The sequence below is a fragment of the Bifidobacterium pseudolongum subsp. globosum genome (assembly GCF_000741295.1).
Lineage (GTDB): Bacteria > Actinomycetota > Actinomycetes > Actinomycetales > Bifidobacteriaceae > Bifidobacterium > Bifidobacterium globosum.
In genome coordinates, this window is record NZ_JGZG01000006.1 from 1 (window position 1) to 20488 (window position 20488).

Consider the following 20488-nt stretch of genomic DNA (forward strand, 5'->3'; position numbering starts at 1 on the left):
CGGCGCGCCAGCCGGCCGCGATGCGCGCGCCGGGGCGCCCATGCCGGCGCAGCCAGGCGAGCTGCGCCGCCTTGACGGTCAGGATCAACGCGCACACGAGCAGCACGGTCCACACGGGCGCCCCGTAGACGGCCACGGCGCGCGCCACCTGCGCGACGCGCGCCCAACGCTCGTCGCGCGGCGTCTCCTCGGCCTCGTCGCCGTCGAGCGACGACTGGCCGGTCGTGTTCTGCTCGTCGCGCAGCGGGTCGGTCAGCGGCACCGGCGGCTGCCGGACGAGCGACTGCGGATTGGGGGGCGTCAGGTTCTGGTTGTCGTCGGGCGTCTTCGTCTCTTTCGGCGTGGGGTAGAACGGCACCCAGCCATGGCCGACGAGGTTGATCTCGACCCACGCCGTCACATCGTTGCCAGTGAAGTCGATCGTCGTGGTGCCGCCCGCGGTCTGTGTGCGCTCGTCGGAGATCTCGCCGTCGCTGTCCTTGGGCAGGAACCCGAGCACGACGCGGCTGCTCAGGCCCAGTTCGCGCGCCATTAGGGCCATCGCCGAAGCGTACTGTTCGCTGTCGCCGACCATCGCCGTGCCCGCGAGCAGGCGCGTGAGGCGGAAATTGCCGTGCCCGGGCAGCGACGGGTAGTCCGAGGCGAGGCCATGCGAGAACCAGCCGCGGTCCTTGAGCGTCTCGGCGAGCGCCTGCGCCGCCTCGCCGCCGTTCGACCGGCCGCCGGCGATCGCCGTGGCGAGCGCGCCCACCGACTGCGGCACGTCCTGCGCCTGCGGCTGGGCCACGGTGGCGCCTTTCGCCCCGGCGATCTGCTGGTCGGTGGGCATGGCGGGCACTACACCGCTTTCGGTGTAGGTGAGGCCGTCGCGCACACCGCTCGCCAGCAGTCCGGTGTCGGTGCCGGTGTTGTAGTAGAACGCGCGCGTGAGCCCCTCGTCGGCGAACCGCACGCCGGTCGCGGCGCCGGCGAGCGGCAGCCAATCCTCGTGCAGGCCTTCGTGCACGGTGAACGTGGCATCGAATGCGCGGCCGGTGTCTTGCGTGGGGATGCGCGTGCCGACGCGCACGTAGTTCGACGAGTCACGCGCCTCGCGCCGATCGGACAGGTTCCACACGTTGCCGTCGAAGCGGTCCATCACGGCGAGGCGCACCGGCGTGCCCGCGGGCAGGCCCTGCACGGTGAGCAGCGTGGTGTCTTTGTGCTCCTTGATGTAGGCGCGCATGCCGCTCAGCGGGCTCGCATAGTCATAGGGGCTCAGCGGCGGGTCGTAATGGTCGCGCAGTGTGACGCGCTGTTGGCCCACGAGCAGGCAGCCGCCGCACGCCACCACTGCGGCGAGCACCATGATCACCGCGGAACTGAGCCAACGGCCGGCTTCGAGCACGCCCCACTTGTAGGCCATCCAGACGATGAGCACGAGCGCGGCGATGACGCCGGCCGGCACACGCATCCAGCCGTCGTCGGTGCCGAGCAGCGCGCTCGCCGCGCTGATGGCGAGCAGGAGGGCCACGGTGACGAAGGACCAGCGCCTTTCGCGCATGACCGCGAAGAACCCGGCGAGCGTCGTGCCCCACAGGCACAGCGTCCACACGGCCATCAACGCGCCCTGTCCGGAGCCGACCGGCGGCGCGATCGAGATGAGGTATTTGAACGAGCCGAATGTGGCTGACCAGCCGTCACGTAAGGTGGCGGCCGTCGGCACCACATGGGCGAGCGTCGTGCCGTTGCAGCAGATGACCGGCCCGAGGATCCATTGGGCCACGACAAGGGCCACGAGCTGCCACCAGACGCGCAGTGTGGGCAGCACGCTCATCGCGGCGACGCCCGCGCCGATCAGGGCGGCGGGCACGGCCGCGGCCGCCCACAGGCCGAACGAGCCGTAGACATCCACCAGATTGGCGCACGCGAGCAGCACGGTGAGCGCGACGGCCGCACAGGCGATGAGCGTGGGGCGCCACGGGATGCGTTCGCCCACCATGCGGTGCGACGGCGTGCCGGTGTTGGTGCGCCAGATCACCGAATGGGTCGATTGCGCCCACGAGCCGGTTGTGGTGCCGGTGCCGGTCGTCAGCGAACGGTCGAGGTCGGGGGAGTGCATGGGGTTGAGGTTCATCGCATCGCTCCCATGACGAGCGGCAGATCATTGAGCTCACCGATCGTGGCGAGCGTGAAATCGCCGAAATCACGCAGGCCGCGCGTGGCGCCCGGCGCGGTCTGCACGACGACGACGCGTGCCGGGCGCGGCAACGTGGACGCCATGCGCCGAATGTCGTCGAGCGGTTTGAGCGAGCCGACGGTGAAGCAGTACAGCGAGGCGTCCGGCGTGAACGCGAGCGCGCCCTGCGCGAGGTTGCGCTCGTCGCCGAGCCGCGGCTCGACGGCACTGCACTCGTCGAGGAACACCATGGGATTGGCTGGATTGGTGTGTGTGGCGCCCACGTGCACATACAATGGCCGGTCCTCGCGCAGCGCCTGCACGCCGATCGACGCGTGGGCGCTGACGGCGAGCTCGAATTCGCCTGCATCCACGTAGTCGTCCGGGTTCACGCCGAGGCTGAGCGACGTGTCGGTGCGCCGCGTGGCTTCGAACTGGCGGATCATCAATGTGCCGGTCTTCGCGCTGCTCAGCCAGTGCACATTGCGCACATCGTCGCCCGGCTCGTATTCGCGCAGGCCGTAGAAATCGAGGTCGTCGTCCACAATGTCGCCGGTCGGGTTGCCTTCGAGGTCGCGCGGAATGCCGGCGTGCAGCATGCCGAGCGCCACCACGGTGGGGTGGATGTAGACGGTCACGCGTTCGGCGAGCCGACGCTCGTGGCGCATGAGGCCGAAGGGATCGCCCTTGCGGATCATCAACGGGCCGATCGGCAGCACGGCGCGCTGAATCGCGGTGAAACTCACCGTGGTGCGCTTCGACTGGTGGCTCGCGAGCATCGGGATGCCGAAGCGTTCGTGTTCGTCGCCCATCGGCAGGTCGGCGCGTGCGCTCGCGGTCGGCGTGGCGCCCGGGTTCTCCACCGTCACCTGCACATGCACAGCGTCGTGCACGCTCACGCGGCGCTGCGAGACATCGATCGACGCGTGGAACGACGTGTTGCCGAGCGAGAGCACGAGCGCGGCGAGCAGCATGGCCACGCACACGAGGCCCGCGGCGAGCATCTCATGCCAGCCGAGCGTGGCGAACAGGGTCAGGCAGATGGCGGCGCACGCGATCGTGGCCCAGCCGAGCGGCGAGATGTAGGCGGTGAGCGCGCGCTGTGCGCGCCTGCGGGCCCGGCGCGCGCGTTGCTGGAACGCGCGCCGGCGCAGTGCGCGTGCTGCGGAATCGGTCATGGTGCTGCTTTCGTGGATGGTCGTGTGGGATGTCAGAGTGCGGCGGATTGCGCGGGCGCGGGCACTTCCTCGAGGATCTGCGCCACCACCTGCTCGGCGGTCAGCGCCGTGAACAGCGCTTCGGACGTGAGCAGCACGCGGTGGGCGAGCACCGGCACCGCCAGGGCCTTGACGTCGTCGGGGATCACGTAGCCGCGGTTGTCGGCGGCAGCCCAGACGCGCGCGCACAGCGTCAACGCGAGCGCGCCGCGCACCGACGAGCCCACGGCGATGCTTTCGTGGTGGCGTGTGCTCTCCACGAGGCGCACGATGTACTCGTAGATCGCATCGTCGATGTGCACGGATTGCGCGAGCGTGCGCATCGCAAGCACGTCGGCGCCGGTGGCCACTGGCGACACATGCGTGGCGCGGTCGCCGATGTTGATCTGCCGCAGGATGTCGACGCTCGACTCATGCGAGGGGTAGCCGATCGTGGTCTTGATGAGGAAGCGGTCCATCTGCGCTTCGGGCAGCTTGTAGGTGCCGAGCTGTTCGACCGGGTTCTGCGTGGCGATGACAGCGAAGGGCTGCGGCACGTCGTAGGTGGCGCCGTCCACGGTCACCTTCTGCTCCTCCATCACCTCGAGCAGCGCAGACTGCGTCTTCGGCGAAGCGCGGTTGATCTCGTCGGCGAGCACGATCGACGCGAAGATCGGGCCTTTGCGGAAGCTGAACTCGCCGGTCTTCTGGTCGTAGAGCGTGACGCCGACCACGTCGCTCGGCAGCAGGTCGGGTGTGAACTGGATGCGTTTGAACGACGTGTCGATCGAGCGGGCCAAGCCGCGCGCGAGCTGCGTCTTGCCGGTGCCCGGGTAGTCTTCGAGCAGGATGTGGCCGCCGGCCACGAGCGCGGTGACGCACTGGCGCACCGGCTGCTCCTTGCCCACCACGACCTGCGAGACGTTGCGCACGATCGCCTCGAACTGCGTGCTGAACCGCATGATCTGGTCCGCCGTCAGCGTGGAGGCGCCGGCTGCCGGCTGCGGCATCGCCGTCGGGCGGCTTGGCGTGCGCGGCGTGGCGGTCGGCGCCACCGGCGACGTCACCGATGGCACGGCAGGTGCCGCCGTGCGCGGGGGCAGGCCGGGCACCGGCACCGCCGTGGCCGCGGGGCGGACCGGCGACTGGCCAAGCACGGTCGCGTCGGCCGCCGCCGCAAGCGGATCGGCAGTCAGCCCAACGGCCTCGGTGGAGAGGACCGTCTCCTCGGTGATCTGCGGCTGCTCTGGTTCGTGGTTCGCCATGGCTTATGCTCCTTGGGTGTTGGTGAATGGCATGAGGATGTGGATCATGTGGGTGTGCGCCATGCGCGCGAAGGCCGCGCTGGGCTGCACCGGGTCGGTCGTGCCGGTCGGGGAAGGGGATGGCGCCGGTCCGGGCGTCGACGGGTCGGGCGTGGGCATGACCGGCAGCTTGTGGCGCGTGCCGGAGATGCGCGCCCACTTGGTCTGCGACGACTTTTCGCCGTTGATCGTGACCTTGACGAACCACTGGGCGTCGTCGGGCACCCCGTCGGGCACGGTGACGGCCGTGCTGGTGCCGTCCCAGCCTACGAGCACCGGGTTGGAAGACGAACCCACGTACAGGTTCGTCTCGTTGCCCATGCCATACGTGTCGATTGCGTTGTTGTTGGTCACGAGCACCTTGTGCTCGTCGTTCTGCGACCATTGCACACTCAGCTGGCCCGCGTCGATCCTGGGGTCGACCTTGTGGACGTGGGGGTTTTCGCCGGTGGCCACGGCGCCGCCATGGTCCTTGACGAAGGGCTGTACGGTGGCCACCGGGCACGACTGCCAGGGGCCGATTGACGTGGAGACCTTGCCGTCGCGCCCTTCGCGACGGTCGATGTCGCCGAACCGCACATGCACTTCGGTCGCCTTGCCGCCGTCGGTGGACCAGCGCGCGGTGCATGTGCCGCCGTCGCCGCTGACCGTGACGCTCGACGTGCCCACGCCCACACTCACCGGCACGGGGTTCGAATCGGCGGACGCGGGGGTGACGCCCGGCTTGGCCGGGGCGATCGTGGCCTTGATGGTGACGTCGGTGAAATACATGTCGCTCGTGATGGGGACGAGCACGGAGCTGCCCGAGCAGTCCATGCCCGAGCCGCGCGACAGCGTGACCGCGGTGCAGCCGGTGCCGCGCAGATGGCCCGGCGTCATGCTCACGCGCAGATGCTCGTCGTCCACCTGCTCAAGCTTGACCGCGGGGGCCTCCGGGTCGCCCCACACGTCCGATGTGCCTTTCGAGACGCCCTCCTTGCTGTCGCCGACGGGGTTGTGCGCGATCACCGTGGCGGTGAACGAGCCTTCGCCGATCACATTGTTGGGGATCTCGAAATTCGCTGGCGACGACGTGACTCCCGACTGCTGCTGCGTCCAGCCGCGCGGGCCGACGAGCTTGACCGTGTAGGAATCAGGGCGTGTGCCTTCGTAATTGCCGGTGGACCACGAGACGGACGCGCTGCGGTAGCCGCCCTTCACCTCCACGTTCGCCGGTGCTTCCGGCGCGCGGTCCGGCTTGCCTTCCACCTGGTTCGAATCGGCGGACCAGCCCACGGCGTTCTTGGCGCGCACGGTGAACAGGTAGGTCGTGCCGTTCTTGAGGCCGGTCACCTGGCATGTCGTGACCGCGCCGCATACCTTCTGCCCGCCGTTCCAGCGCACCTCGTATTCGGTGATCGGGCTGCCGTTGGCGTTGCCCGGCGTCCACTGCAGCGCCACCGCGCCGTCCTGCGCGTCACCGCCGACAGGCGACAGCCGCGGCGCGTCGGGCACGGCGGCGATCGTGAACGTGAACGTGGCCGTCACATGGCGCGCCGCACTGCCGGTCGCGTCCTCGACCGTCACGACGACGCGCGCGCTCTGCGCGGACGTGTCTTGCGGCGCGGTGACCGAAAGCGAGTCGCCGCTTGTGGCGAGCGTCAGCGTGGACCCCGACTCCATGGCCGCGTCGACGATCTTCAGCGGTTCGTCGGGGAACGGGTTGTAGGCGCCCTGCAGCACCGGCACGGTCACCGTCTCGCCGGCGTTGAGCTTCGTCGTCGTGCCGCTCACGCGCGCGAGCGGGCGCAGCGAGGCCACGACGCGCACGGTGATGCCGGCGTTCACCTCGCCATGCCCGTAGCCGATCGCGATCGGCACCGAGGCCGTGGCACCGGGCTTCGCGCTGGCTTCGGCGCTGACGACGAGCTTGCCTTCGGCGCTCAGGTTCGCGGTGATGCCCGACGCGGTGGCGCCGCCGCGGTAGGTGTACGGGTCGTGGTCGCCCGACGCGGCGCTGTGCGTCAGGGCCGTCAGGTCGATCGTGATGGGGGATTCGCCCGCCACCACATCCACCGCGGTGGACGAGAATGTGGGCGGGGGCGTCTGTCCGCCCACAACCGTGATCGGCAGTGTGATCACCGCGGAATTGACGAGTTTGACGCCGCCTTGGCGCCCTTCGAGCTTGCCGTCGGTCGCGGTGAACGTGATCGAGGCGGGGCCGCTGTAGTCGCGGGGTGCGGTGAACGAAAGCGTCTGGTCATCCACATAGAGGTCCGCGTTCGCGGCCTTGGTGGCGCTCACCGAATCCCGGCTTTCGACGACGGCCGTCTTGCCGGCGCCCACGCGTACGTAATCGGCGATGTTGATCGTGACCGTCGAGCCGGCGTTCACCGTGAGCGCTGGCGCCTTGGGCCGCAGCGTCGGCGGGAACACACCGTATGCGGGCACTTGGATGAACGCGGTCGACGTCACGTTGTGCGTCGTGTTCGTGACGGTGTACGGCACGGCGCGCGCCTCGTCCGTCAGGTCCACGGTGATCGTCGTGCCGCCGCGCACGCGCGCGCTGCCTGCGGCCGAGGGGTCGATGCCCACCTCGAGCTCGTCGGCGCCGCCCGAGGGATTCGCGATCCACTGCGAGACGTCCACATCGACCGACCGCTTGTCGATTGTGGCGATCGCCGGCACGCGGTAGTCGTAGGCGGTCGGCGGGTCGATCGGCGCCTGTGGGTCCGTCGTCACGGTGAGCGTGGCGGTGTCGCTCAGGCCGGCCGCGTTGCTGATCGCATACACGATGAACGCGGTACCGGCCTTGTCGGGCGTCGTGAACGTGATCTGGCCGTCATGCACGCTTGCTTCGCTGATGCCCTGCAGCTCAAGGTGGTCGGACACGGTGAGCTCGCTGTCGTCGCTCGCCACGTCGTTGATCAGCACAGGCACGGTCGTCGTCGTGTTCGGGCGCAGCGTGATCGTGTCGTCGCGCGCATACACGGTGGAATTGGCGCCGCTTTGGAAGATGCCGACGCGCACACTCGCCTGCGCGCGCCGTCCGGTCCAATCCTCGACCGCGTACGTGAACTCGTCGGTGCCGGTGCTGTCGGTGTACGCCTCGTAGATCAGGTAGTCGGCGCCCACTTCGGCGATGCGGCCCTTGGCGGGCGCGGTGTTGCCCAGGCCCAGCAGCTGCACGTCGTCGCCGTCGGCGTCGATGCCGCGCAGCGTGATGGGGATGCGGATCTTCTGGCCCGCCGCCACCTGCGCGTCCACGTCGATCGGATTGGCTTCGGCCTTGGTCTCGGCATTCGCCTCGTGCACGGCGAAGGTGATCGTGGCGGAGGCCGCGTTGCCGAGGTTGTCGCGCACCGTGTACGTGACGGGGTAGGAGCCGGGCTCGGCGGGCGCCTGGTAGCGCACGATGTCGGAGGCCACGAACACGAGCCCGCGGAAGGTCTCGGGGTCGTACTGCAGGTCGTTGCCGAGCGTGATTGTGGTGCCGTCGCTGTAGCTCACGTGGTCGGGCACGTCGACCGAGACGATGCCGCCCGTGCGCACGGAGACGCTCACATTCAACGCCTTCGGCGCGCTGCTCGCATGCGAGAGCGCCGGCGGCTGCAGCACGATTGTGCCGTTGGACGTGCCGACCTCGTTCGCCACCGTGTATTCGATTGAGATCGGCTCGGTCGGCATGCGCACGGCGGTCAGGTAGACGCGTTTGTTCGCCACGAGCCCCACCTTGACGTTGGCGTTGGCGGGCGCCTTGACAGAGGTCACCGACAGCACGCCGCCCATCGGGTCCACGTCATTGGCGAGCGGTTCCACGATCGCCGTGTTGTCGGCGCCCAGCAGCGCCACATCGTTCGCGGCCACCGGCTTCGAGGTATCTTCGGTCAGCGCCTCCACCTCGATGCGCGCCAGGCCCGTGGCCGGGATTGTGCCTTGCGTGACCGTGTACGGCACGTAATACGTGCCGGGGGTCTGCGCGGTGAACGAGAAGCTCATGTCGGAGGCGTTGAGCGTGGTCGTGGCCTTGTCGGGCGTGTCGACCTGCGTGAGGCGCGCCGGTTCGGCCGACGTGCCATGCACATACTGCTTGAGCGACACGCGCATGGCGGTGCCGGGCGTGGCGCGGCGGATGAGCGGATCGATCACTGCGGGCAGCGTGTTCGCCGGACGCACCGAGAAATACACCGTGCCGGTGGCCGTCTCACGGCCGTCTGAGACGGTCAGGCGCACGGTGGCGCGGCCCGCGGCCATCGACCCGGCGTGGAACGTGAGCAGGCCGTCGGCGCGCGTCGAGACCGTGGCCTCGTCGGTGTTCTCGACCGTGGCGTTGACGAGCGTGAGCGGGTCGCCGTCGTCGTCGGTGAACGCGCCGAGCACGTTGCCGGTGTAGCTCGCGCCCTGCTCCACGTCGAGCTGTTCGGGGGCGTCGGTCTGGCGCGGCGCGTGGTTCTCCGCGCCGGTCACATTGAGCGTGACCGTGCCTTGCGAGGTCTGGTCGCGGCCGTCGTCAATCTCGTACGTGAACGTCACGGCGCCGGCGCCGGCATGGCTTGCGTCGAGCTGCAGGTAGCGGCCGTCGTAGATCGGCGAGACGGTGATCGTGCCGTTCTTCGGCGCGCTGACCGAGGTGATGCGCAGCACCGAGCAATCCGTCTGCTCGTCGTTGCGCAGCACGTCGAGGATCTGGTGCGCGCCGGCGCGCACGCCGAACGTGTCGTCCACGGCCTTGATCTGCCCGGACTGCGTGGAGCACGTCTTTTCGAAGGTGTGCTTGTTGCTCGTGCTGTCGTCGTTGCTGCGCTCGGCCTCGTTCTGCTGCGTCTCAATCGTCTTCCACTGGATCTTGATGACGTCGGTCGACTCGTCCGGATTCCAGATGTTGCCGTTCGCCACGTCGTTGAGCACCACAAGCCGGTGGTTGACGCGGAACTGCAGCTGCGAGGTCGGCGTGACCTCCTCGAGTGTGGCGTAGGCCGGGTCGTCGGCGGCCGAGCATGCGCGCACAGAGTTGTTCGTGTGCTGCGCGAACGCCGCGTATACACAGCCGCCGCTCGAGGCCGGCTGCGCGGGTTCGCCCTGGCCGCCCGACGAGATGAGGCGCGCCTCGCCGCCGCGCTTGGTCAGGTCGACGAGCGCAAGCCCGCTGGACGCGCCGGCCGCGACCCATGCGCCCTGCTTGCCGTCGGCGCTCGGCGCCTGCAGCACGAGCGGCGCGGCGTCGGCGAACGTGGCGCGCCCGCCGTTCCAGATGATGTCGTCGCCGTCGCTGATGACGCCCTGGCCGTCGACGACGGTGAACGAGTCGGCGCTCTGCGCCTTGCCGCCGCTCAGCGAGCCGACCTCGCGCACATGGTCGGGCGCGCCACGGTCGTCGATCGCGAGCACCATGCCGTCTTTCGGCCGGTAGCCGTACACGGTGCCGTCGGCCGTGACGGCGGCCAGGCCGCCGACGCCGAGCTTCATGTGCGCGGGCGTCTCCGCCGCGTTCAGGGCCTTCACATCGCCGGCATCGCCGGCCCACACGTCGCCGCGCGCACGGTTGAACAGCGCGAGCGTGCCGTTCGCCACGAACGACTGCATGGCGGCGCCGGTGGGGGCCGAATCGGTCAGGCTGATCGTGGAGGGGTGGATCGCGCTCACCTGCGTGCCTTCGGCGAGCACCGTGCTCGCCCCCTGCTGCGCCACGTCGAACTTCGGGTCGCTCGCCGCTACGGCCGTGTCGGGCTCCTGCAGGCGCACGTTGTAGCGCGCCGCCTTGCCGTCCTGCAACGACGTGACCCAGACGGTGCCGTCGTCGAGCTGCAGGTGGCGCTGGGTGACCGAGCTGACGATGACCGCGCCGGCGATGACCGCGACCACCGCGAGCAGTGTGACGAGCGGCACGAGCCACGGCCGGTGGCGCGCGGCGACGAACTGGCGCACGCGGGCGTTCAGGTCGTGCGTGCGGCGGCGTGCGCCGCCGGCGTCAACGCCGGGGCGCGGCTGGGGGTGCGGCATTCGGGCCATGGCATGCCTTTTCTCGTCGTGACTGTTCAGTGTGGGTCCCATGTGGTGGATGGGTCAGCGCGCGGCACAGATCGTGGCCGGGTTGGTGGACATCTGCCGGTCCTCGCGCACGATGCTCACGCGGATGCAGGTCTGCGTGCGGTCGCCCGCCTTCACCACAACGCGCTGGTCGGCGGTGAGGGCGGAGTTCGTGAGCCCTTCCGCATCGTCGTCGACGATAACCCACGCATACCGGTCGCCGGGCTGCGGATCGGGATTCTTCCACGTAAATATCACGGAATCGCCGCTGTACCTGCCCACCACGTCGGTGGGGGAGGGCACGGCGGCGCCGGCGGAGGGCTGCGCGCCGGCGCTTGGCGTGGCCTGCGAGCCGAAGCTCGGGTTGACCACCTGCGCCTCGCCGCTGTCCACATGGTCGAGGTTCGGCAGCACAAGCGTGCAGAACAGCGCCACACCGGCGGCCACCGCGGCCACGGCGGCACCGATCGCGATCCACGCGCCGCGCGAGGGGCCGCGCTTGGCGGTGTCGGCGGTGGCCGTGGTGGCGGTGTGCGCGCCACGGCGCTGCAGCACGGCCTTGCCGAAGCGGTCCACGCCTTCCACTGTCAGCGGCGTGGCATGGCCGTAGCAGTCGATCTGCGCCTGCTGCATGGCGCGCGCGAACTCGACGGCGGAATAATAGCGGTCCTCGGGGTTGTGGCTCATCGCCTTGGCGAGCACGCGCTCCACCTGCGCCGGCACGTCGGGGCGGTTCAGCGGCGGCACCGGATCGTTCATGATATGCGCGCCGAGCTCCTGCATCGTGCGCGGGCGGTAGCCGTGTTCGAACGGCGAGCGCCCCGCGAGCATCGCATACAGCGTGGCGGCGAGCGAGTAGATGTCGCTCGCGTCGGTGCCCGAGCCATTGGAGGCGAGCACCTCCGGCGGAGCCCACGGCAGCGAGAAGCCGGTGCTGCGCTTGTCGTACACCGAAGCGGAGATGCCGAAGTCGGCGAGCGCGGGCAGCCCTTGCTCGGTGATGAGCACGTTGCTCGTCTTGATGTCGCGGTGCACGATGCCGTTGCGGTGCGCGGTGGCCAGCGCGCTCGCGAGGTTGACGCCGATGTCGAGCGTCTCTTCGGCGTCGAAGCGGCGTGTGGCCAGCAGGTCCTTGAGGTTGCCGCCGGGCGCGTATTCGAAGACGATGTAGCTGCGGCCGTCGGCGGTGATGCCGGCGCCGTAGATCGACAGGATGTAGGGGTGCGCGGAAAGCTTGGCCATGAAGTTGGCCTCGGTGCGGAAGCGCGCGCCCGCCTTGGGGTCGAGTTGCGCCGTGCTCACCTTGACCGCCACTTCGCGGTTGGTGCCGTGCTGCAGGTACCGGTACACGGTGGCCGTCGACCCGGACCCGAGGGTGCCGCGGTACTCGTAGCCGTCCAATTGTGGTGGGGCTGCTGCCGAGTCTGGCGTGGCGCCATGCGCTGTGTGGTACATCTCATCCCCTCATCGGTGCGGGCGGCCGTTGTTCGCGAATGAAGTCCATTGTGCTGAAGTGGCCGGCGGTTGTCTACCCCGTGGCCAATATATGACATCGTTCGCATTGGCATCATACGGCCCTTTCGACGCGCCTGTGCAGTCGGCGCTGGCATGCGCGTGCGCGCCACGGTATGCTGGGAGGCCGGCACTGGTTGGACCGGAAGGGATAGACGGGCGATGACGCACAACACAGCTTCTGCGGCGGCTCCACAGGCGGGGCGCGCCGTATCGATCGACGACGCGCTCGCACAGGCACGCGCCACACTGGACGACGCACGGTTCGCTCCGCTGTTCGAGGCCGGGGGCGTCCCCGAGGCCCCGGCCGTACTAGTGACGGCGCCGCCGCGCCGCGGCCGCACGATGCTCGCCGTGGCCGCGGCGATGCGCGCGATGGACGTGTTCGGCGAATCGTCGGCCGTGCTCGCCGTGCCGAACCGCGTGCTCGCGGACGAGTATTCGCCGCTGCTCATCCGCCATGCCGGCGTGAGCACGCAGGCGCGCCCTGCCACCACGCTCAACGCGCTCGCGTTCCGCCTCATCACGCAGGCGCGTGCGCGTGCGGGCCTGCCGCTGCCCAAACTGCTCAACGGCGCCGAACAGGACGCGCTGCTGCGCCGCGTGCTCGGCGCGCACTTGGCCCATGTGCAGGCCGGTGAGATGTGCGCCACGTGCCAGCTGCTGCGCGACTACTTCGCCAACGAGCACTGGGCGCGCTACGTGGCCGAAGACATGCGCGAAGGGGAGCACGGCGGCGACCCGGCCACGACCGAGGCGCTGTTCTCGGCCGACGTGAACGGCGCGTTCACCGCGCAATTGCGCGACATGCTCGCGCGCATGGACGAATCGGGCGCAGGCCCCGACTGCGAGCAGCGCGTGCTCGCCGCCACGGACGGCGCGGGGATCACCGGCGCGCGCCTGGCGATCCAATGGCGGCTCGCGTTCGCGCTGCGTGCCGAATACATCGCGATGATCGGCGCGCAATACCCCAACGATTACCGCCTCGATTCGTCGTACCTGCAGGTGGCCGGCGCCGCCGCCGCGCGCGAGGCCGAACCCGGCGACCTGCCGGCCATGCTCGTCGTCGACGACTTCCACGACACGACGCTCGCCGGGCTGGCGTTCCTCGAGGCGCTGCACGGCCGCGGTGTGCGGCTGCTGCTCACCGCGAACCCGGACGAATCGGTGCAGACCTTCCGCGGATCGTACCCGGAATATGTATGCCGTCAGGCGCAAGAGCGGCTGCATGCCGAGCCGGTCGATCTGGGGCCCGCACAGCATGCCGGTCCCACGATGCGCGAACTGCTGGCCGCACGCGTGAGCCTGTCGATCGCCGCGAGCGAAGCGCAGGACCTGCCGTTGCCGCAGCGCCCCGGCAAAATGCCCGAACTCGCCAACGCGTTCCCGATCCGCACCCTGCCCGAAGACGCGCCGCAACGCGCCGACGGCACGGTGCGCGCGCATCTGTACCGTTCGGCGAACGAAGAACTCGACGATGTGGTGTGGCACATCAAGACCGAACGCCTCACGTCGGGCCGCTCGTGGAACGGCATGGCCGTGATCATGCACGACAACGGCGCGATCCGCACGCTCGGCGACCGCTTGCGCCGCGACGGCGTGCCGGTGCGCTTCTCGTCGGTCACGCGCCCGCTCGCCGAAGAGCCGTTCGTCCAGGCGCTGTTCGCGCTCATCGAACTTGCGCAACTGCGCAACCAGGGGCTCGCCAACCGCACGCTCGCCCCTGCCGCGCTCGCCGCCTGGGTCGGCGCGCGCGTGCGCATGATCACCGCGAGCCCGCTGCTCGACGCCCCCACAAAGGAACCGCCGCGCCCCATGGACATGGGGCCGGTGCAGACGGCGATGCGCTCGTTGCAGACCCTCGCACAGGTGGCGCAGGCCGAAGGCGGTGATGACGCGCTCGCTGGACTGATCGCGCAGTGGGTCGACCTTGCGGCACAACTCGAAGCCGCCCGCGCCGCCCGCGAAGAGGAGGCGCACGTGCGCGTCGACGAATCGATCGTCGACCCGGCGGCGCGCGCCGTTCCCGATTTCGGCGAAGACGCGATGACGCTCATGCTCGCGCACGACGGCGCCCCGCAGGTCATCGACAGCATCGAACGCATCTGCGGCACATGGCGCGGCGAAGGCGACGGCCGCTATGTCAACCCGAACGCGCCCGCGCGCCGCTTCGCGCGCCTGTGGAGCAAGGTGGGGCAGATCGCCGGCGCGTTGCGCGAGCTGCGCGACCCCGGCCCGCAGTTCGCGCTCGAGGCCGCCTGGGAGGCGTGCGGCGTGGCGCGCGACTGGCAGGAGCAGGCGCTGTTCAATACGCCCGCCGGCCGCGCCGCCAACGACCGGCTCGACACGGCGATGCGCCTGTTCGAATACGCGCGCACCGAAGGCGCCGCCCACACGATTGGCGCGTTCATCGAACAGGTGCGCGGCCTGCAGATCGAAGCCGACTCGCTCGCGCATGTGGCGCCGGTCGACGAAGCGGTCACCGTGACCACGCCCGCCGGCGCCGCGGGCCACGCATGGCCGCTCGTATGGCTGCCGGGCGTGCAGCAGGACGTCTGGCCCAACCTCGCCGCGCGCAACACGATGTTCGGCGGCGAAGACCTCGTGGACGTGCTGTTGCACGGCCGGCTCGACGCCATCCAGGACGGCGCGCCCGGCGGCACGGGCCTGCAGGACGTGCTCGCCTCGGAACAGAAAAGCCTCCTCGTGGCGCTCACGCGAGCGAGCGAGCGCGTCACCGTCAGTGCCGTGCTCAACGACGACCTCGCACCGTCCGACTTCCTGTACACCTACCTGCCCGAGCGTTTCGACCGCAGCCGCGACGCCAATCCGCGCTCGCGCCGCTACACGCAGCTCGGCGATGGCGCGCACGAGGCGCTCGACGCCGACGTGCGCGGGCTGATCGCGCTCGCCCGTACCACGCTCGCCACGCACAGCGCCGACGCGCCCGAAGCGCGCGACGCAATCGAGGCGCTCGCCGTGCTGGCGAAGAACGGGTTTGCCGCGGCGGACCCCGGCACATGGCCGTTCCTCGATGAGTGGAACGACTCGGATGATGGCGCCGCCGAACCCACGCGCGCGGCCACGCACCGGTCGCGCGCGGCGCACCACACCGCGTCGCCCGAGGCGCGCGCCGCGGCCACCCCAGCCGACCCTTTCGCGCAGCAGGAAGGCAACGTCGTCACGCTGTCGCCGTCCAAGGTGGACCGCCTGTGGAACTGTCCGGTCTGTGCGCGCATGGAGCAGCAGTTCTTCGGCCCGCAGCGCTCCACCGCGGACCAGAACTTCGGCACGATCGTGCACGACATCGCGTGCGAGGCCACGCAACGCGGATGGGACAGGCCCGGCCACCTGCCCGACCTTGCGCCCGATGAACGCATCGGGCGCATCGCAGACGACATGTTCGCGCTGTACGAGCAGGAGCGTGACGACCCGCTCGACGTCGAAGACATGGAGGAGCGGTTCCGCGCGCTCGCGAAAGACGACGACGCGCGCGGCACGTTCGGGAACATCGCCGCGTATTTCGTCAATTCGAACCTGCCCGGCCGCTATGAGCTGGGCAGCACGGCGCAGTTCGAGGTGGGCACGCTCACCGATGCGAAAGCCGAGGTCGAGTTCACGGCCCGGTTCGGTGTGCCCGAGGTGACGCGCGCCTACAACGCGATCAGCGCTGTGGACCCGGTCAGCGAATCCACGATGGTCGCGTTGATGGGCGCCCTCGTGGGCGGCTGGCCGGACGGCATGAGCGGGGACTTGGTGGTGCGCCTGACCGGGCGCATCGACCGCGAGGAGACGCGCGTGCTTGCAGACGGCACGCACGTGGCGCGCCTCATCGATTACAAGACTGGCCGCAGGCATTCGGGGGCGGACAATTTCAACGACCTGCAGCTCGTGTGCTACCAGCTTTCGCGCATGTTCCCAGAAGAAGGCGAGCCGGCCGGCATGCCCATCGCGCAGAGCACGCTGTTCGACGTGCAGGAGGCACCGGCCCCAGCCATGCGCGGCGCCAACGCCGAAACCTACTTCCAGGAGCCGCTCTTCCGTGATGGCGCGATCAATGCGCATGCCTTCACCAAGCGCCCCTATGTGACGGCGGTGGGCAAGCTCTTCACACTCGACCTGCCCGACGAGGCGCCGGCGGGCGTGCCACACGAGGCATGGCGGCAGTTCATGGCTTTGCGCGGCACAGTGGCGGTGTGGGCGCTCACGATGATTGCGCGCGTGTTCTACACGGCCGCGGCGAGCCGGTCGGTGCAGATCGAGGCGCACCCGACGGCCGCCCACGCCGCGCATTGCCGGCTCACCGCACTGTGCCCGGCGTGCAACGGGCGCATATCCACCGTGTTCGAGACGAGGGAGGACTAACCATGGCGGCATCCGTTCCCAGCGCCCAGCAGCAGCGCATCATCGGCGCGCCGCAAGACGACGACGTGCTTGTCGTGGCGGGCGCGGGCTCCGGCAAGACCTTCACGATGACGCAGCGCATCATCCACCTCATCGAGACCGGTGTGGCGCCCGAAGGCATTCTGGGCCTCACGTTCACGCGCAAGGCCGCGGCCGAACTGCTCGCGCGCGTCTCGGCGGCCGTGTCGGCGCACGCCGGCGCACGGTCGGCGTTCATGAAGCCCGACGTCTCCACATACGACGCGTTCTTCCAGTCGATCGTGCGCCAATACGGCCTGCTTGTCGGATTCGACCAGGAGACGCAGCCGCTCAGTGCGGCCGGCGCCGTGCAGCTCGTCAGTGAGGTCATTGGCGCCCATATGGGCGTTGTGCTCGACTCAGGCGAGGATTTCGGCGGGTTCACGAGCCTCGTGGGCCAAGTGCTGCAGCTGTCCAGCGGCATCGCCAACGCGATGATCGGCGAGGGGTGCGAGGACATCGACACGGCGATCGCGCGCATCCGCGCATGGGACAGCCGGTTCATCGCGCGCGCCGACGCGATGCTCGAGGGCCTCGAGGTGCCGGCCGAGCAGCCGCAGCGCCCCAAGCGGCCCACGCAGCGCGGCAAAAAAGGCCCCACCGAGCTCGACAAAGCCAATATGGCATGCTACGAGGCGAGTCTGCGCGACTATGCGGCCGCCCTGCCGCTGTGGCGCGCCGCGCAACTGCGGTCGGTCGCGCGCCGACGCGACACGCTGCTCACGCTCGTTGCGCTGTTCCAGCAGGCCAAGCGCGAACGCCACATGGCGGAGTTCAGCGACTTCACAATCGCCGCGTTCCAGCTCGTCTCGCGCTTCCCCTCGATCGGCGCACGCTACCGCCGCCGCTACACGCATGTGCTGCTCGACGAATACCAGGACACGTCCACCACGCAGTCGGCGTTGCTCGCCAAACTGTTCCACGCTTCGCCGTCCGACCGTGCGGCGGTGAGCGCCGTCGGCGACCCCTATCAGGCGATCTATTCGTTCCGTGGGGCGAGCCCTGGCGCGTTCCGCCTGTTCCAGGAACAGTTCGGGTTGCGGGAGGACGTCGATCCGCTCCCGCTCACACAGACGCGCCGCAACGCGCGCGTCGTGCTCGAGGCGGCCAACGACATCACGCGCGTGCTGCGCCGCCACCATGCCCGCCCCGGCAGCGCGTTGACGCGTGAGGTGGGCGTGCAGCCGCTGACGAATGTGGACGATGGGTCGGCGCTCGTCGAAGAGGGCACGGTGGGTGTGCTCGGCTACGCGTTGCGCGGGCAGGAGATCGACGGCGTGGTGCGCTTCGCCCACGAGGCGGTGCTGCGGCACCGGCATCTGGACGTGCAGTACCGCCACCTGCATTGGACCGTCAGCGCGGATTCGGCGCCGAACGAGGGCCCGCATGTGGCGGTGCTGTGCCGCAGCAAGAAGATCATCCCGCTCATCCAGGCGGCGCTCGAACAGTCCGGGCTCTCCACGCTCGCGGTCGGCGCCTCGGCACTGCTTGCCCGCCCCGAGATCATCGACGTGCTCGGCGTGCTGCGCGTGGTGGCCGACCATGCCGACTCACAGGCCCTCATGCGCCTGCTCGCCACCCCGCGCTTCGGCCTCGGCGCGCACGACCTGCGCCGGCTCGCGCGACTCGCCGAGCGCCTCAACACGCAGTACCGCTACCGCGCGCTCGTGCAGGCCGGGTTGGGGGCGCCGGACGCCGACTATCAGACGCAATACGCGGCGGTGCGCGAGCACGCGCAGCGCGTGCCGAACGCGGTGTTCGTGGCCGATGTGCTGATGGGCGACGACGCCGACCATCTGATCGACACGAGTACGCTCTCCGATGCCGGCAAGCGCGCCGCCAAGCACGCGGGCGCGGTGCTGCGGCACGTGCAGCGCGCCGCTTATGAGCCGATCGCGCATGTGATCCGCGCCGCGGTCCAGGCGCTCAATCTCGATGTGGACATGCTGCTCGCCGCCGGCATTCACGCCGGCGAGACGCCGAACACGGCGGCGGTGCGTGCTCCAATCGACGCGCTGCTCGCCACCGTCGACACCTTTACGCAGGAGATCGCGGTCTCGCAGACACCCACATTGCGCGGGTACCTGGCGTGGATTGACGCGATGGGCTCGCTTGAGGACGAACAGCCGGTGGCGCCCGACGTGCCGGTCGATGTGGTGCTGATGACCGTGCACCAGTCGAAGGGGCTTGAATGGGACGCCGTGGCCGTCGTCGACATGCGCGCGGGCACGTTCCCCAGCAAGCAGGGCGACTATCTTGCCATCGAAACAGTGCCGGAGAACGGTGATGACGAGATCATCGCCACCCACGAGGGGAAATGGCGGCCGCCCGAATACGTCGAACGCGCCCGCACATGGCTGTCCGACCCGGCGGCGGTGCCGGTGCCGGTGCGCGTCGACGCCGGCATTCTGCCGCGCTTCCCGCGCACGATGGCGCCGGGGGCCGACCCGTTGGACGCACTCGACGCCATCGAGTCGGCCGAAGAGCTCGAAGACGAGGTGTTCGGCGAACTGCGCGGCGTGCAGGTCGAACTCGGCGAGGCCGATGAGGACGATGCGCGCCGGTGGGCGTTGACGCAGGAAGAGGAGTACGGGCGCATGGCCCATGCCGACGAACGCCGGCTCATGTATGTGGCGCTCACGCGTGCGCGTTCGGAGGCGTTGCTCACGTACAGCCGCAGCAACGGCGATGGGCTGGCCACGAGCGGTGACGAACGACAATCCGGCAAACCGTCGAATTTCTGGACCGAAGTGCGCGATGCACTGGGCAGGCGTAAGGATTGCGCCACCGAACCGGGCAATGTGCATACGGACGGGGAGTCGCTCGCGGCGCGCGGCGAGGATCTGCCGGAAGGCTTCTTCGTGGGCGCGCACGCCCAGGAATTCGAAGATGCGGTCGTCGGTGGCGCATGGAACGCAGATGCGGGCGGCCAGGGCCAGACCCTGCACCTGCCATGGCCGTTCACGCTGAGCGCGCCGATGCTCGCATGCCTGCGCAACGGCGTGGAAGAGGTGCGCGAGGCGATGGACACAGAAGGGGTGCCGGCCGGCCCGACGGGCGTGTTGACGCACCATGCGCTGCGGCTCGCCGGCGACGCAGACTTGGGCCCGATGCCCGACATGCCCACCGAGCAGATCATGCGGCTGCTGCGCGCCAAGGCGCAGCGCGTGCTCGCCGCGCAGCGGCTCAACGCCACCACGATCCAAGCGAACGCGAACGACCATGACGACTACGCGCGCCGCGATTTTGTGCGCGGCGTGCTGCGGCCGATCCCGCAGATGTCGTCGCCGGCCGCGCAGGCGGGCACACGCCTGCACGCGTGGGCCGAGCGCTTCCTGCTCGCCGGGCGCCCCGGTGAGACAGCCACGCGCGCGTCGATGGAAGCCGATGTGCGCGCGGCGCTCTCCCAGGCCAGCGAAGCGCGCGGCGAGGAGCACGACGTGCTCGTATGGGCCGAGCGGCTCATCAGTTCGCCGTGGGCGCAACGCGAGCTGGCGGGTGCCGAACAGAGCATCGTCGCGGCGCTCGACGGCGTCGGCAATCTGGTGCAGGGCAAGCTCGACGCGGTGTTCGCCGGCGGCGTCGACCCCTCGGATGAGTCCAAGGACTACACGGTCGTCGACTGGAAGACCGGCGCGCGCCCGCGCAACGCGGCCCAGCGCGCGCAGAAGCTCAAGCAGCTCGACTTCTACCGGCTGCTGTTGTCCAAGGAACGCGGCGTGCCGCTTGAGCGCATCGACGGCGCGCTGTATTACCTGAGCGAACCGGACGAGGCGCGCCGTCAGATCGTGGCTGAACCGAAGGGTGAGGCGCAGATCATGGAGGAGCTGCGCCAAGGCGTGCCCGAGGTCTCCGACGTGGACTGAGCGGGGCGTCCGGCGCATCGACCC

General features: G+C 69.7%; 7 protein-coding genes. 2 read left to right on the plus strand and 5 right to left on the minus strand.

The window, feature by feature from the left end:
• The 5 genes from BPSG_RS05205 to BPSG_RS05225 form a co-directional block, all read right to left on the minus strand.
• The coding region (locus BPSG_RS05205; RefSeq protein WP_051894174.1) for a transglutaminase TgpA family protein at positions 1 to 2116 on the minus strand (2116 nt) is incomplete at its 3' end.
• Positions 2113 to 3336 carry a DUF58 domain-containing protein gene (locus BPSG_RS05210; protein ID WP_026643642.1) on the minus strand — a complete coding sequence of 408 codons (1224 nt, stop codon included), beginning with the start codon at positions 3334 to 3336 and terminating at the stop codon, positions 2113 to 2115. The genes BPSG_RS05210 and BPSG_RS05205, both read right to left, overlap by 4 nt.
• A 32-nt stretch (positions 3337 to 3368) precedes the next feature.
• Complete coding sequence (locus tag BPSG_RS05215; protein WP_026643641.1) at positions 3369 to 4619, minus strand: MoxR family ATPase; 1251 nt, start codon at positions 4617 to 4619, stop codon at positions 3369 to 3371.
• Between the two features lie 3 nt (positions 4620 to 4622).
• A complete protein-coding gene (locus BPSG_RS05220) occupies positions 4623 to 10637 on the minus strand; it encodes an Ig-like domain-containing protein (protein WP_051592005.1) in 6015 nt (2004 codons plus the stop codon).
• Positions 10638 to 10700: 63 nt separating this feature from the next.
• Complete coding sequence (locus BPSG_RS05225; RefSeq protein WP_051592004.1) at positions 10701 to 12119, minus strand: serine/threonine-protein kinase; 1419 nt, start codon at positions 12117 to 12119, stop codon at positions 10701 to 10703.
• Between the two features lie 219 nt (positions 12120 to 12338).
• On the opposite strand from BPSG_RS05225, the gene BPSG_RS05230 reads away from it, so the two are divergent.
• Together BPSG_RS05230 and BPSG_RS05235 are read left to right on the plus strand one after the other, a co-directional pair.
• Positions 12339 to 16541: a PD-(D/E)XK nuclease family protein gene (locus BPSG_RS05230; RefSeq protein ID WP_051592003.1), complete on the plus strand. Its 4203-nt coding sequence runs from the start codon at positions 12339 to 12341 to the stop codon at positions 16539 to 16541.
• A 2-nt stretch (positions 16542 to 16543) separates the two neighbouring features.
• Positions 16544 to 20464, plus strand: a complete 3921-nt coding sequence (locus BPSG_RS05235) for an ATP-dependent DNA helicase (protein WP_026643638.1) — start codon at positions 16544 to 16546, stop codon at positions 20462 to 20464.
• Positions 20465 to 20488: the final 24 nt, after the last annotated feature.